Source organism: Komagataeibacter sp. FNDCR2, from assembly GCF_021295395.1.
Taxonomy (GTDB): Bacteria; Pseudomonadota; Alphaproteobacteria; order Acetobacterales; family Acetobacteraceae; genus Komagataeibacter.
The window spans coordinates 1,696,316-1,710,613 of the sequence record NZ_JAIWOU010000001.1; the positions used below are offsets into that span (position 1 = coordinate 1,696,316).

Annotated in this window: 9 protein-coding genes; 2 read left to right on the top strand and 7 right to left on the bottom strand. The window is 68.1% G+C overall.

The annotated features are described in order from the left end of the window. Nucleotides 1-64 precede the first annotated feature (64 nt). From addA to tsaE, 4 genes are read right to left on the bottom strand one after another with little or no spacing between them, the layout of a single operon-like run. The gene (addA, locus tag LDL28_RS08000; protein WP_233058078.1) at nucleotides 65-3,661 is read right to left on the bottom strand and encodes a double-strand break repair helicase AddA; all 3,597 of its coding nucleotides are present in this window, start codon (nucleotides 3,659-3,661) and stop codon (nucleotides 65-67) included. Further along, nucleotides 3,658-6,708 (bottom strand): double-strand break repair protein AddB, encoded by a 3,051-nt coding sequence (gene addB, locus LDL28_RS08005; protein WP_233058079.1) that lies wholly within the window; start codon nucleotides 6,706-6,708, stop codon nucleotides 3,658-3,660. The genes addA and addB overlap by 4 nt, the downstream gene beginning before the upstream one ends. Then, nucleotides 6,705-7,466 carry a nucleotidyltransferase family protein gene (locus tag LDL28_RS08010; protein ID WP_233058080.1) on the bottom strand — a complete coding sequence of 254 codons (762 nt, stop codon included), beginning with the start codon at nucleotides 7,464-7,466 and terminating at the stop codon, nucleotides 6,705-6,707. Before LDL28_RS08010 ends, addB begins: the two co-directional genes overlap by 4 nt. After that, nucleotides 7,457-7,930, bottom strand: coding sequence for a tRNA (adenosine(37)-N6)-threonylcarbamoyltransferase complex ATPase subunit type 1 TsaE (tsaE, locus tag LDL28_RS08015; protein WP_233059236.1), 474 nt, complete (start codon nucleotides 7,928-7,930; stop codon nucleotides 7,457-7,459). The genes LDL28_RS08010 and tsaE overlap by 10 nt, the downstream gene beginning before the upstream one ends. Before the next feature lie 217 nt (nucleotides 7,931-8,147). Between tsaE and LDL28_RS08020 the strand changes: the two genes are divergently transcribed. Both LDL28_RS08020 and LDL28_RS08025 read left to right on the top strand, forming a co-directional pair. After that, on the top strand, nucleotides 8,148-9,176 hold the full coding sequence (locus LDL28_RS08020) for an NAD(P)/FAD-dependent oxidoreductase (RefSeq protein WP_233058081.1): 1,029 nt from the start codon (nucleotides 8,148-8,150) through the stop codon (nucleotides 9,174-9,176). A gap of 95 nt (nucleotides 9,177-9,271) precedes the next feature. Beyond that, a complete protein-coding gene (locus LDL28_RS08025; RefSeq protein ID WP_233058082.1) occupies nucleotides 9,272-10,537 on the top strand; it encodes a D-amino acid dehydrogenase in 1,266 nt (421 codons plus the stop codon). Nucleotides 10,538-10,676: 139 nt separating this feature from the next. Here the strand turns inward: LDL28_RS08025 and LDL28_RS08030 are convergent, their stop codons facing one another. From LDL28_RS08030 to LDL28_RS08040, 3 genes are all read right to left on the bottom strand, one after another. Next, the gene (locus tag LDL28_RS08030; protein WP_233058083.1) at nucleotides 10,677-10,937 is read right to left on the bottom strand and encodes a hypothetical protein; all 261 of its coding nucleotides are present in this window, start codon (nucleotides 10,935-10,937) and stop codon (nucleotides 10,677-10,679) included. A gap of 221 nt (nucleotides 10,938-11,158) precedes the next feature. Next, complete coding sequence (typA, locus tag LDL28_RS08035) at nucleotides 11,159-12,982, bottom strand: translational GTPase TypA (RefSeq protein WP_233058084.1); 1,824 nt, start codon at nucleotides 12,980-12,982, stop codon at nucleotides 11,159-11,161. Nucleotides 12,983-13,179: 197 nt separating this feature from the next. Then, nucleotides 13,180-14,190 carry an adenosine kinase gene (locus LDL28_RS08040; protein ID WP_233058085.1) on the bottom strand — a complete coding sequence of 337 codons (1,011 nt, stop codon included), beginning with the start codon at nucleotides 14,188-14,190 and terminating at the stop codon, nucleotides 13,180-13,182. Nucleotides 14,191-14,298 lie beyond the last annotated feature (108 nt).

Consider the following 14,298-nt stretch of genomic DNA (forward strand, 5'->3'; position numbering starts at 1 on the left):
CTCTCCTTTGTGGCAGCCGGAGCTGCCCGCTGACCTACTGACATGGCCACGTTGGCGCATGCGGTCAAGACTGCCCCCCATCCTTTGTCCCCACCCGATCCGGCGCGTTGCGGTCCAGCAGGGGGGCGGGCAGGATGTCAACGCGCACGCCCTCCGTCCAGACCAGCGCGCACACGACCCGCCTGCCCGGATAGACACCGCGCAGCAACGCGCGGTAAGCCGCCATCTGCCGCAGGTAGAGTACGGGGGTATGCGCCACATCGGCCGGGGGGTGGCGATTGGTCTTGAAATCACACACCGTGACCGTATCCGCGCCGACCGCCATCCGGTCCACCTGCCCCACGATCACCTGCTGGCCCACGATACCGGCCAGCGGCTGTTCGGCCCGACTGCCGGGCGCGAACAGGGCCGCGAGTTCCGGGCTGTCCATCACCGCCAGCACCTGGGCCACCAGTTCATCACATGCCGCAGGCTCCAGCCCCGCCGCCGGGCGCGACAGCCATGCATGGGCAAGCTCCGCGCGCGCGTCTGCCGGGCAGTCGGGCAGGTATTGCAACAGGGCATGCACCAACTGGCCGCGTTGCAGGGCGCGGGCGCGCTGGCTGACGCCGTCCGCCCGCTCCCGCACCGTACTGGCGGACAGGAGCGGCGAACGTACGGCCGGCTGGGGGCCAAGGGCGATGTCATCGGGCCGGCTGGGCGCCAGCGGGCGGGCGAGCGGTTCCTCCACCGCGGGCCTGACGGGCTGCCACAACGGCGCATGGCCCATCCAGTGCGGCAGCGGGGGCGTGGGCGGACAGGGCGGCTGCGCGCCGGTCTGGGGCAGCTCGCCCGGCGCGGGCGGGCGTACGCGCTCTTCCTCCAGCACCAGGGTTTCACCTTCCCAGCCCAGATCAAAAGGTTGCGCGCGGACACCCGCGCCCTCGAACCCCTTGCGGCACAGGTCGTACCAGCACCCGCCGGGCACGCCCCGGCGTGGTTCCCAGCCGCATATGACCAGCCGGTCGCTGGCGCGCGTCAGGGCGACATAGAGCAGCCGGTTGTATTCTTCCGCCGCGTCCTGCCTGATCTTTTCCTGCAGGCTGGCGGTCAGGTCCGTCACCAGTTCGCGCCGGGGCACCCATATCGGGATGTCCAGCTTGGTCCGGTCATCGGTTTTCCATAACACGCCGGTATCGGCGCGGGGGGTTGCGATGGTGTCGGGCAGGATGACCAGGCGCGCCTGCAACCCCTTGGCCCCGTGCGCGGTCATGACGCGGACCATGTTGGCCGAGGCATCGGGTTCATGGCGCACCGTTTCATCCGATGCGTTGAGCCAGTGCAGGAACCCCTGAAGCGAGATGGCGTGCGTCTCCTCGAACCGCAGGGCGGCGGAGAGCAGTTCATCAACCGGCTCCACCGCTTCCGGCCCCAGCCGGGCCAGCAGGCGCGCACGACCGCCCAGCGGGCCGAGGGCTTCGGCCAGAATCTGGTACGGAGTCGCGTAATCCACCTGCCGGAACAGGGTGTTGAGGACATGCCAGGCCGTGGACCAGTCGGGCCGTTCGCCATGGCGGGCCCGCAGCACCGCCCATAATGGCTGGCCGTCGCGTCCCGTCGCCAGATGCATGAGCGAGGGATCATCCAGCCCGCCCAGCGGCGAGGTCAGCACGCAGGCCAGCGTCAGGTCGTCCTGCGGCAGCAGGAGTGCGGCGCACAGCGCCATCAGGTCGCGCACCGCAAGCTGGTCGGTCAGCACGGTGCGCACCAGTGTCGCCACCGGCACGTCATGGGTCTTGAGCGCGCGGATCAGCGCGCGCGCGAAGGCAGAGCGGCGCGGCACGAGAATCAGCACGTCACCCGGCGTCAGGGGCGCTTCCCCCGCCGGGGCGGGACGGCGCAGTTCGGCCGCGATCCAGGCCGCCAGCGTATCCGCCAGACGCTGCTGCGCGGTGGACTGCCCGGCATTCTGCCGTGGCGCCATCCACGGGTTCACATCCGTCCCGTCGGGCACCACGGGTACGGGCGGCCAGATTTCCACGCGCCCCCCCTGCCCCGGCCGGGCGGTGACATGGGCGGGAATGGTGCCATCAGGCTCCACTACGCCGCGCGCGGCGGCGGGGTTGGCGAAAACGCTGTCCACCAGATGCAGTACGGGCGCCGTGGAGCGGAAGGAGACGGTCAGCGCGGGTTCACGCCATGGCACATGGGCCGCGGCCGCGCTGTGGCGGAAACGCTGCCGCCAGGCGCGGAACGCCGCCGGGTCCGCGCCCTGGAAGGAATAGATCGACTGCTTGTAATCCCCCACCGCGAAGATGGTGCGGGGGCAGCCATCGGCATCATGCGTGCCTTCACCGGCAAAGAATTCCGCCGTCAGCCCACCGGCGATGGCCCACTGGTCGGGGGATGTGTCCTGCACCTCGTCGAGCAGCAGGTGGTCGATGCCGCCATCAAGCTTGTACAGCACCCATGCCGCACCCGGGTCGCGCAGCAGGTCGAGCGTGCGGTCGATCAGGTCATCATAATCCACCATGCCCTGCGCGCTCTTGCGCGTGGCGTAACGCTCCAGCACCGGCTGGGCCACGTCCAGCAGCGCGCAGGTCAGTTCGAACACGGTAATGGCGCGCAACTGGCCCTCGATCCCGATCACGCGCGCGGCTTCGGCCAGCAGGCTGTCGGCCAGCGCGGGGCATGCGGCCTCCATCCTGGGGTTCAGGCCGCCGCGTTTGCGCGGTGCGCCGTCGCGCGTCACCAGCGCGTTGCGCCAGTCGGCCCATTGCTGCGCACGGGTTTCAACATCCGAGCCCAGCCATGCCAGCATGGCTTCGGCCTGCTTGCGCACCGTGGGCGAACCCTCATGCGCGACATGGCGCAGCCCGTCGCGCAACCCATCCCCGTCGGGAATGGCGGCGCAGGCCTGCTGCAGGATTTCAGCCTCGTTCCGCCCGCTTATGCCCAGCAGGCGCATCAAGGCGGCTTCCACCCCCGCGCGGTCCGCCACCCAGCGGCGCGCCACCGGCAGCATACGCCGCGACTGGGCCTGAAGATGTGCGATGAGCGTCGTGAACTCGCCCATTCCCACCTGCCCCGCCAGCATGGCCACCGCCGGGCCGCCACGCTGCACCACGTCTTCCACCGCCGCGCGCTGGGCCAGACGGGCGTCAGTTTCCTCGATCAGGGTGAAATGCGGGCTGATCGCGGCCTCGACCGGGAACCGCCGCAGCAAGGACTGGCAGAAGGCATGGATGGTGCCGATGCGCATGCCGCCGGGCAGGTCCAGCACGCGGGCGAACAGTTCGCGCGCGACGCGGCGCGTGTGCTCATCCACGGGAACGGACAGGCGGGCCAGTTCCCCGTCCAGTTCCGCATCGGGCAGCATGACCCACTGGCCCAGGCGGTTCTGCAGGCGGATGGACATTTCCGCCGCCGCCGCCTTGGTAAAGGTCAGGCACAGGATACGGGCGGGGTCGCTGCCGGGCACGCGTGTCGGCGTGCCCTCGCGGTCGGGTATCTCACGCGGGAGCATGAGGCGCAGGAGCCGGTCGATCAGCAGCTTGGTCTTGCCACTCCCCGCCGAGGCCGACACGAACACCGAGGCCCGCGGATCCGAAGCCTGCATCTGGCTGCGGTTTGCAAGGCTGATCGCATCCGCCCCGCCGCCGGGCATCACGGCCTCGTTCATCCGCTCGTCTCCTCACGCGCCGCACTCCATTCCGCCACGCGCGCCAGATGCGCGTAATCGGCAAAACGCGGCTCCTCACCGGGAAAGGGATGGGACAGGTAAGGCTGGTCCGGGCTGTCATACGCCGTAACCAGCGCGTGCAGCCCCGCCCGGCACCCGGCGATGAGTTCCGCCAGTTCCTCGCCCCGCGCCACCTCCAGCACCTGCGCCGGCACGTGGCCGCCGGTCAGCCGCCAGTACACGAGCTCCGCCACCGTGCCCGCGACGGGGGGCGGAAAGCCCCCGCTTTCAATCATCGCGGCCTCCAGCACAAGCTGCGACTGCCAGCCTTCCACCACGCTGCGCCGCGCGGGCAGGGTGCCGGTCTTGTAATCGAACAGGCTCAGCCCGCCATCGCCATGCAGGTCGATCCGGTCCGCGCGCCCGCGCAGGGTGAACGGGCCGCCGGGCACATCCTCCAGCCGTATCCGGCCGCTCTGTTCCGTCAGCACCGTGCGGGGGCCGCCCGTGGCGTGGCGCGCAGCCTCCGTCCCGGCGCACCACGCCGCAATGCGCTCAAGCCGGGGCGCCCACCATGCCGCAAGAGCCGGACGCAGCCCTGTCTCGCGCAGCACGTCGGCAAAGACGGCCTGCATCTGTTTTGCCCCCCCTTCCGGCCAGTCGGAGGGATGGGCGCGGAACCAGCGTTCAAGCGCCGCGTGCACGATCTGCCCATAATCGGCGGCGTCGGCCAGTTCCTCCAGATCCGCGAGCCGCCGCAGCCTGAGAACGCGCCGGGCGTAGATGGCGTAGGGATCACGCATCCATGTCTCGATCTCGGTCACCGACAGGCTGCGGGGCCGCAGGCCCACCGCCGGGCAGGGCCGGGGCGGGGAAACAGGCATGGGCGCCCCTTCCGGGCGGTCAAGGCAGTCCAGCCAGCGCAGCGCCGGGTGGGCGGGCAGCGCGCGCCCATGACCGGCCAGATAGGCGTCAAGCCGCACCAGCCAGCGCGCGGGCACGGTGGGCGCGCCCTGCCGCCGGGACGGAACCGACAGCACCACATGGTCCGCGGCACAGGCGCATGAGACGAAGTCATGCGCGGCCTGCCCGATCCCCCATTCCGGTGAGGGCAGGCCGACGCGCGCGCGCATGGGCCGGCTCATCCATGGCCCCGGATCCGTCGCGGGGGGCCACACGGTTTCCACCAGCCCGCCCAGTACGATGGTGTCCGCCGTCTGCAACCGTGCCTCGAGCAGGCCCCAGATCAGCACGCGTGGATGCACCATCGTGCCATCACGCCCCCGCACGGCCTGGCGGCCATGCACCGTCATACCCGCGAGGGAGGACGCCAGCAGCCCCTCCAGCGCGCCAAGGCGGGAGTCGGGCAGCACATCGCACCAGGCCAGCAGGGCGCTGAGATGCTGGCCCAGCGCATTGCCTTCCTCCCCCGCCCATAACCGTTCGGCCCCGTCGGTGGTGTCGGTCGTGGCCAGCGCCTGCGCGGTCTCGACCAGGGCCGCAAGCAGGGTCGGGACCGGAACCATGGCATTACGCGGCAGGGCCAGGAGCGGGCCGAAAACCGTTTCCAGCCGGGTGATGAAGGCGCTGATTTCCTCCGGCGCATCCGGGGCGTCGGCCAGTGCGCCATGCGGGTCTTCCGCCGCGCGTTGCAAGGCGCCGCGCAGCCCGGCGATGCCCGGTGGCGGGGCGGGACCGCGCAGTACCAGACGTTCGAGCTGGCGCGCACTGGCCCGGCAGTTGCCCGGCGAAAGCCCGCATGCCGCCAGCGGGTGCTTGATGACCGAGAGCAGGGCCACGGGCGAAAGGCCACTATCGACCGCCTGCACGATCAGCCGCACGAACGCGGCCTGCGGCACCGCCAGCAGGCTTTCGCCCGCACTGTCATCCGCCACCACGCCCCAGCGCGCCAGTTCCGTCGCCACGCGCCCGGCCAGCGCGCGATCGGGCGTGACAAGGGCCGCGCGCCTGCCGGGCTGTTCAAGCACCTGCCGTAACACCAGTGCGATGGCGGCGGCTTCCTCCTGCTGGTCGCGGCTGCGCAGCACGGACAGGCCCGGCGCATCCACCGGGCCATCGGGTTCACGCCACTGCGCCAGCGCATGGGCGGGCAGCAGCGCGCGTGAAAGCAGCCCCGCCCGTGCGACGGGGCTGCTGGCCACGCAATCCGGCGGCAGGGTTGTCCACTGTTCCATGCAGGCGCGCTCCACGCCCAGTTCCGCCAGCATGTGGGCGGTGCCCGCCTGCGGGTGGTCGGGGGGCAGGTGCCGCCAGATCTCCTCCGCGCACGCCATGTCCACGCCGGGCAGTACCAGCAGCCCGTCCGGCAGGTCCAGCACGGCGCGCAGCATGGCGATGGTGGAAGGCACGGCATCGGAAAAACCGGCCGCCCATACGGGATAACCCGGCGGCGGCGGGGTGTCCTGCCAGCGCGCGGCCTGCGCATGCAGCAGCGCGGTCTGGCGCGCGACCGGGTTCATCACCCCCTGTTCGGCCAGCCATGTGGGCCAGACACGGGTCACGATGGACAGGAATTTCAGCGTCAGGTGCCAATGACGGGCAAAATCCCCATCCGCCGCCAGAGGCAGGCGTTCGCACAGGTCGCATTCGGCCCATTCCGCCTCATCCATCAGGTCCGCCAGCGCGCGCGCCAGTGGCCATGCCTGGTCCACGCCCTGCACATCGCCAAACGCCCTGCCCGCCTGCATGACCAGAAGCGTGAGGGTCGCCAGCCGCCGCATGGGGTCAACGGCGGGCGGCAGGTCCAGCGCGCTCTGTCCCGACAGGGCGAGCGACGCCTCATCCAGCGCGGCGATGGGGGCTATGCGCGGCAACAGGATGGGACGGCCATCGACCTGCCGCACGAAGGCTTCGGTCAACGCCCGGGCGGCACGGCGGCTGGGCAGCAGGATCAGGCCCGCGCCACATTCCTGCGGGTCATGACCGGCCTGATCCAGCCAGCGCGCGGCGATCTGGTCCACAAACGGCACATGCGGCGGGACAACCGCCACACGGCCACATGCGCGCTCACTGTTCCGTCCGGTCATATGTCATTGTCCGGGTCCGGGTTCAGGGCGGCGTGGAGCACACGCTCGGCGGCGTCGATATCCGCCGGGCGGGACAGGTGGAACCACAGCGAATCATGCACGATCACCCCCAGCCTGCCCGCCTCGATGGCGCGATCCCATAGCTGGTTCATGCTGAACCCACCCTGCGGCGCGTACTCGAACAGGCGGGGCGAGACGATCTGCACCCCCGTGAAGACATAGGGCGTGATCTCACCCGCCCGCGGGCGGCGGGGCCTGCCGTGTACGTCAACGGCGAAATCACCATGCCCCACCTCGCCAAAGGCGCGGGTCATGGGGCCGAGCAGCAGCAGGGCATCCATGCCGTCGGGATCGAACGCGGCCGCCAGCCGCCGCAGGGCGGGCACCGGGCCGTTGAGCCACATCACATCCCCATTGAGGAGGAAGAACGGATCCGGCCCCAGCCGCCCCGCGCGCAGGGCGGCGGCGGCACTTCCGCCGGTTTCCAGCAGGTCGGGCTCGGCCTGTTCCACCGTTCGTGGCCCGCGCCCGCTGGCCGCCCGGGCGTGCAGGGCATCGCGGATGGCGTCGGGCCGCCAGTGGGCGTTGACCACGACCCGCTTCACCCCGGCCGCTTCCAGCCGGTCAAGCAGGTGGTCCAGAATCGGCTGGCCCGCCACATGCAGCAGCGGCTTGGGCACCGATTCGCTCAACGGTCGCATCCGCCGCCCCACGCCCGCGGCGAAAACCATGGCGGTGGCGGGGATATTCACGCCCATGATTCATCTCCACTCAACAGATTTCCCGGCAGCGCAAGCCGTGTGCCCCACCCGCAAAGGCGTGCGATCCGTCCCCCCGCCGCATCGGCCAGCAGGTGCACCCACAGCGCACCCGGTGGCGTGAGCGGACCCAGGCGCTCGGGCCACTCCACAAGGACGATCCCTTCACAGGCATCATCCCATCCCAGTTCATGCAGCCCATCCGGTCCGTCAAGACGCCACAGGTCAAAATGCGCGACTTCCGCCACCGGCGCGTCATAGACCTGAACCAGCGTGTAGGACGGGCTTGGCACCTCCATTTCCGCATCACGGCACAGCGCGCGCAGCAGCGCGCGGGCCAGCGTGGTCTTGCCCGCGCCCAGATCCCCCTCCAGCAGCACCGCGTCACCCGGCCTGAGCAGCGCCGCGAGCGCACGGCCCAGCGCCGCCGTGGCCTGTGCGTCCGGCAGGGGAATTTCACGTATGTCCGTCACGTTTCCCGGTTCCTGAAAAGGGGTATGGCCCATGCGGCGATTGTGCCCCCACCCCCCACCCGCGCACAAGGGGGGCACACAGGCGGGGCGGACGGGCGGCAATGAAAAACAACGCGGCCGGGACTTGCGCACGGACGGACAACGCCGCAAAACCACAGCCGATATACGCCTTAACCAGACCATGGATTGCGGGACACCAGAGCCGGACATGACCATGCCCTCCACCCCCACGCACGTCACCGATGTCGCCATTATCGGCGCGGGCCCCGCCGGGCTGTTCGCGGCCTTCGAATGCGGCATGCTCAAGCTGAAATGCATCCTGATCGACGCACTGGATGAAATCGGCGGCCAGTGCGCGGCGCTGTACCCCGAAAAGCCCATTTACGACATTCCCGCCCACCCCGCGATTGAAGGGGGTGCGCTGATCGACGCTCTCGACCGCCAGATCGCACCGTTTGGCGTACCACGCCTGCTTGGCCGCCGGGTGGAAAGCCTTGAGGGCACGCGCGGCGGGTTCCGCCTTGGCACCAGCCGTGGCGATGTGATCCATGCCCATGCGGTCATCATCGCCGCGGGCGCGGGGGCGTTCGGCCCCAACCGGCCACCGCTTGCGGGGCTGGACGCCTATGAACGCAGCGGGGGAGTCCAGTATTTCGTCCGCCGCCGCGCCGATTTCGCGGACAGGGACGTCCTGATCGCGGGCGGCGGGGATTCGGCGGTGGACTGGGCGCTTTCCCTGCGTGACGTAGCGCGCAGCGTGCGGCTGGTGCACCGACGCGACCGCTTCCGCGCCGCCCCCGAAAGCCTGCGCCAGCTTGATGAGGCGGTGGCGCGGGGCGAGATCGAAAAGATCATCGGCTACCAGCTTCACGGCCTGCACGGAACGGACGGGCAGCTGACCGGCGTGGATCTGGCAACGCTTGACGGCACGCTCAAGCATGTCGCGTGCGACCACCTGCTGCCCTTCTTCGGGCTGGCGACCGATCTGGGGCCGATCGCGCAATGGGGGCTCGACACCCTACGCGGCACCATTCCCGTCACGCCATCAACGTGCGAGAGCAGCCTGCCCGGCATTTTCGCGGTGGGTGACATCGCGGCCTATCCGGGCAAGCTCAAGCTGATCCTGCAAGGCTTTACCGAAGGGGCGATGGCCGCCCACGCCATCCACCCCATCGTGCATCCCGACACGGCGCTGCATTTCGAATATTCGACCAGCAAGGGCGTGCCCGTGGGCTGATTCCTGCCCTTCGCTCCTGTCATAACAGAAACGGTTGACCATTCCCGCCACGTGGCGCATCCCCGCCCAGTGGAGACGCAAGGGAGGATGCAGCCATGAAAGTTATCGTTCTGGGCGCGGGAGTGGTCGGGGTGACAACGGCATGGTACCTGGCGAAGGCAGGCCACGAGGTCTCGGTCATCGACCGCCAGCCCGCCGCCGCGCTGGAAACCTCCCTTGCCAATGCGGGCCAGATTTCCCCGGGTTTTTCCGCGCCATGGGCCGAGCCCGGCCTGCCGCGCAGGGCGTTGCGGTGGATGGTCCGCCGCCACGCGCCGCTTGTCATCCGTCCGCGCCTCGATCTGGCCCTTCTGCGCTGGATCGAGCAGGTGCTGGCCAACTGCAACGCCCGTGATTACGACATCAACAAATCCCGCATGCTGCGCGTGGCGGCGTACAGCCACGACTGTCTCGATGCCCTGCGCCAGGAAACCGGCATTACCTATGATGACCGGCAGCGCGGCCTGATCCAGCTTTTCCGCACCCGCAGGCAGGTGGATCGCTGCGCGCGCGACATGAAGCTGCTGGACCAGTTCGGCATAGCCCACGAATTCCTGAACGCGGATGACATCGCCCGCCATGAGCCCGGCCTGTCCGAAAGCCGGCACCTGTTCCACGGCGGGCTGCGCCTGCCCGGCGACCAATCGGGCGATGCGCATATGTTCACCCAGCGCCTGGCCCTGAAGGCGGAGGGGGAACTGGGTGTCACCTTCCATTTTGAAACGACCGTTGAAGCGCTGGAGGCTTCCGCCACCGAAATCCTGGGCGTGCGCACTTCCACCGGGCGCATGACGGCGGATGCCTACGTGGTGGCGATGGGCAGCTATTCGCCGCTGCTGCTGCGCCCGCTGGGCGTGAGGCTGCCGGTTTACCCGGCCAAGGGCTATTCGCTGACCCTGCCGGTCACCGATGCGGCGCGCGCGCCGGTTTCCACCTTGTGCGATGACACCCACAAGGTCGCCATCACCCGGCTGGGGGAGCGTATCCGCATTGGCGGCACCGTGGAACTGGCGGGCTACGACCTGCGGCTGCGCCGTGACCGGCGCGCGGTGCTGGAACTATCTTTTTCGGAACTGTTCGGGGCTGGCGGCGACCTGTCGCAGGGCGTGTACTGGACCGGACTGCGGGCCAGCACGCCCGATGGCACGCCGATTATCGGCCCGGCGGGGCGTTTTTCCAACCTGTGGCTCAATACCGGCCATGGCACGCTGGGCTGGACCATGGCCTGTGGGTCAGGCCGGGTGCTGGCGGACCGGATGAGCGGCAGACGCACCGAGATTCCGTGCCTCGACCTCTCGCCTGATCGTTACACGACGGCCTGAGGCAGCGCTCCCCGGGCAGGCCTGTCAGAGTGACCCTGAAGGCCCAGGCCGAACATAAAAAAAGCCCGGTGTGAACCGGGCTTTTTTGTTAGCGACCGCATGCGCCGCCGCAGGGGCGCCGCGTGCGGGCTGGCCGTGATTACTGCGCGGCCGGAGCGGCGGGAGCAGCTTCCTTCTTCTCAGCATGATGATGGCTGCCATGGTGATGCGTGCCGGAATGCTTTTCCTTCTTGGCGCCAGCTTCGGGGGCCGCGGGAGCGGCGGCGTCGGGCGTGGCCGCCGGGGCGGAAACGGCCGGGGCGGTCGGCTCGGCGGCGGTCTGCGCCATGACGGGAGCGGCAACGCCCATAACAGCAACTGCGGAGAGAGCGGCCAGAATACGGCGGGGAGAAACGATCATATAAAGATACTCCAGAACACAGGATTTCTGTTCCAATGCGCCAGTCGGGGCGCATGGACGCGTCCGATCTGACTTCCCTGCTATATCATGTTGCAGGAAAGCCGTCTCGAATTAAAATTCTTAAATATTTCGGTAGTATTCCAGATTTGCCCCATTATGACCGCAATCTCAAGCACTGAAACATTACTAAAGATTGCAGCCTGGGGTCTGAGGGCCGGAAATCAGTCAACCGTGCCCTGGCGTTCGCGCTTCTTGCGCTCATGCGGGTCAAGGTAGCGCTTGCGGATCCGCACGGCGGACGGCGTGACCTCGACCAGTTCATCATCCTCGATATAGGCGATGGCCTGCTCAAGGTTCATCTTGCGCGGCGGAATCAGCAGCAGGGCCTCATCCTTGCCTGCGGCGCGGATGTTGGTCAGCTTCTTTTCGCGAATCGGGTTCACTTCCAGATCGTTCTCGCGCGAATGCTCACCGATGATCATGCCGACATACACCTTCTCGCCCGCATCGACGAACAGGGTGCCACGGTCCTGTAGCGAGAACAGGGAATACTGTGTCGTCGTGCCATCCTCGGACGAGATCAGCGACCCGTTGCGACGGCCCGCGATCGGCCCGACATAGGGCTGGTAGCCCGAGAACAGGCGATTCATGATGCCCGAACCGCGCGTATCGGTCAGGAATTCGCCATGATAGCCGATCAGCCCGCGTGAGGGGATGAGGAAGCTCAGGCGCACCTTGCCGCCGCCCGAAGGCTGCATGTCCTGCATGATGCCCTTGCGCAGGGCCATCTTTTCCACCACGACACCCGAATACGGCTCGTCCACGTCGATCAGGACTTCCTCGAACGGTTCTTCGCGCTCGCCGGTTTCCTCATTCGTGCGGAACAGCACACGGGGGCGGCCGATGGTCAGCTCGAAGCCTTCGCGGCGCATCTGCTCGATCAGCACGCCAAGCTGGAGTTCGCCACGGCCCGCGACCTCGAAGGCCTCGCTCTCGGGGCTTTCGGACACGCGGATGGCGATGTTGCCTTCCGTTTCCTTGAACAGGCGGTCACGGATCTGGCGCGATGTGACCTTCTTGCCCTCGCGGCCACCCAGCGGGCCGTCATTGAGGCGGAAGGTCATGGACAGCGTCGGCGGGTCAACCGGGGTGGAGGGCAGCGGTTCGGTCACTTCCGGGGCGGCGATCGTTTCGGGAATCGTCGCCTCCGACAGGCCGGCCACGGCCACGATGTCACCGGCCTCGACTTCCTCGACCGGCACGCGGTCAAGGCCACGGAACGAGAGCAGCTTGGTCAGGCGGCCGGTTTCCACCACCGAACCGTCGGGGCGCAGCACGCGCACCGGCATGTTCATCTTCGCGGTGCCCTGCTCCACACGCCCGGTCAGGACGCGGCCAAGGAAGTTGTCGTTTTCAAGGATGGTCGCGACCATGGCGAACGGCGCGTCCTTGTTCACCGCCGGCGGCGGGACATGGCGCAGGATCAGGTCGAACATGGGCGACAGGTCCTTGCGCGGCCCGTCGATTTCCGTATCCGCCCAGCCCTGGCGGCCCGATGCGTACAGCATGGGGAAGTCGAGCTGTTCGTCATTCGCGCCCAGGGCCGCGAACAGGTCGAAAATCTCGTTATGCACCTCGTCGGGGCGGGCGTCGCCACGGTCGATCTTGTTGACGACCACGATCGGCTTCAGGCCACGCGCCAGCGCCTTGCCGACCACGAACTTGGTCTGCGGCAGCGCGCCCTCGGCGGAATCGACCAGCACCACGGCGCCATCGACCATGCTCAGGATACGCTCGACCTCGCCCCCGAAATCGGCATGGCCCGGGGTGTCGATGATGTTGATGCGGGTATCCTTCCACACCACGGACGTGCACTTGGCCAGGATGGTGATGCCACGCTCACGCTCCAGGTCGTTGCTGTCCATCGCGCGTTCGGCGACGTGCTGGTTCTCACGAAAAGACCCGGACTGTTTCAGAAGCTGATCGACCAGTGTGGTCTTGCCATGATCGACGTGCGCGATAATGGCGATATTGCGGATATCCATAACTGCTCTTGACCTGACTTTCCTTGGCGGACGCCATAAGGGCGCGGCGGCACATGCGGGTGAAACCCGCGCATGCGGCGGCGGACTGGGTGGCTGGTGGGTGCGTAGATAACGGGGAAGGGCGCGAATTGCACGCGAAACTTCGCGCACAACCCCGTCACACGCCCCGAAGAAGGCCCCGTGGGAGGCCCCCGGAATCAGAAATCCATGTCCTGGCGCATGTTCATGAGCGGGCGCGCGCCATAATGCGAGATCACTTCGGACGCCGCGACACTGCCCAGCCGCCCGCATTCCGCCAGCGTCCGGTCCGATGTCCAGCCCGCCAGGAAGCCCGCGGCATAGGCGTCGCCCGCGCCGGTCGTATCCACGACCTCGGTGCGCACGCTGCCGATGACGATGCGCTGCTGGCCCTGAATGATCACGCTGCCGCGCTCGGAACGGGTCAGGACGGCGAAATGCGTCTCGGCGGAGACGCGGCGCGCGGCCTCGTCAAAATCATCGGTCTGGTACAGCGCGCAGATCTCGTCCTCATTGGCGAACAGGATATCGACATGCCCGCGCACAAGGTCATGGAACGCCGCGCGATGGCGGTCCACGCAGAAACGGTCCGAAAGCGACAGCGCCACCTTGCGCCCCGCCTCATGCGCGATGCGCGCGGCGGTGCGGAAGGCTTCCTGCGCCGCCGGGGGGTCGAACAGGTAGCCTTCCATATAGATGATCTTGGATGCGCGCACGACATCGGCCAGCACATCTTCCGGCCCGAACCGGACGCATGCGCCCAGATAGGTGTTCATGGTGCGCTGGCCATCGGGCGTGACCAGGATGATGCAGCGCGCGGTGGGGTTATGCACGCTCTCGTCACCCTGCAACGGCGCGGAGGGGAAATACACCCCCGCGGCCTGCATGTCCGCGCCAAAGGCCTGGCCCGGCGCATCATCCGCCACCTTGCCCAGATAGGCCACGCGCGCGCCCATGTTGGACGCCACCACGCAGGTATTGGCCGCCGAACCGCCGCCCATTTCCTTTTCACGCCGGATCTGGCCATACAGCGCCGTGGCGCGCGCGGCGTCGATCAGCGTCATGCTGCCCGGCGTCATGCCATTGCGCTGCGGGAAGGCAGCTTCCACCGGCGCCAGCACATCAACAATCGCGTTGCCGATGCCCAGCAGATCAAACCGGCATTCCGCCGCCCGCCCCGAATTTTCCATATTCTGTTCCACTACCCGTTATTGATCCGTCATGTACGCAGCCGTGACGTCCATTCGCCACGAAATAACCTCAAATATCGCGCATGATGTGTGCATCGCTATCATTGG

Bases quoted from the DNA above. Each gene is read 5' to 3' on its own strand.
- addA (WP_233058078.1), bottom strand. From the start codon at position 3,661: ATGAACGAGGCCGTGATGCCCGGCGGCGGGGCGGATGCGATCAGCCTT.
- addB (WP_233058079.1), bottom strand. From the start codon at position 6,708: ATGACCGGACGGAACAGTGAGCGCGCATGTGGCCGTGTGGCGGTTGTC.
- LDL28_RS08010 (WP_233058080.1), bottom strand. From the start codon at position 7,466: ATGGGCGTGAATATCCCCGCCACCGCCATGGTTTTCGCCGCGGGCGTG.
- LDL28_RS08020 (WP_233058081.1), top strand. From the start codon at position 8,148: ATGACCATGCCCTCCACCCCCACGCACGTCACCGATGTCGCCATTATC.
- LDL28_RS08025 (WP_233058082.1), top strand. From the start codon at position 9,272: ATGAAAGTTATCGTTCTGGGCGCGGGAGTGGTCGGGGTGACAACGGCA.
- LDL28_RS08030 (WP_233058083.1), bottom strand. From the start codon at position 10,937: ATGATCGTTTCTCCCCGCCGTATTCTGGCCGCTCTCTCCGCAGTTGCT.
- typA (WP_233058084.1), bottom strand. From the start codon at position 12,982: ATGGATATCCGCAATATCGCCATTATCGCGCACGTCGATCATGGCAAG.
- LDL28_RS08040 (WP_233058085.1), bottom strand. From the start codon at position 14,190: ATGGAAAATTCGGGGCGGGCGGCGGAATGCCGGTTTGATCTGCTGGGC.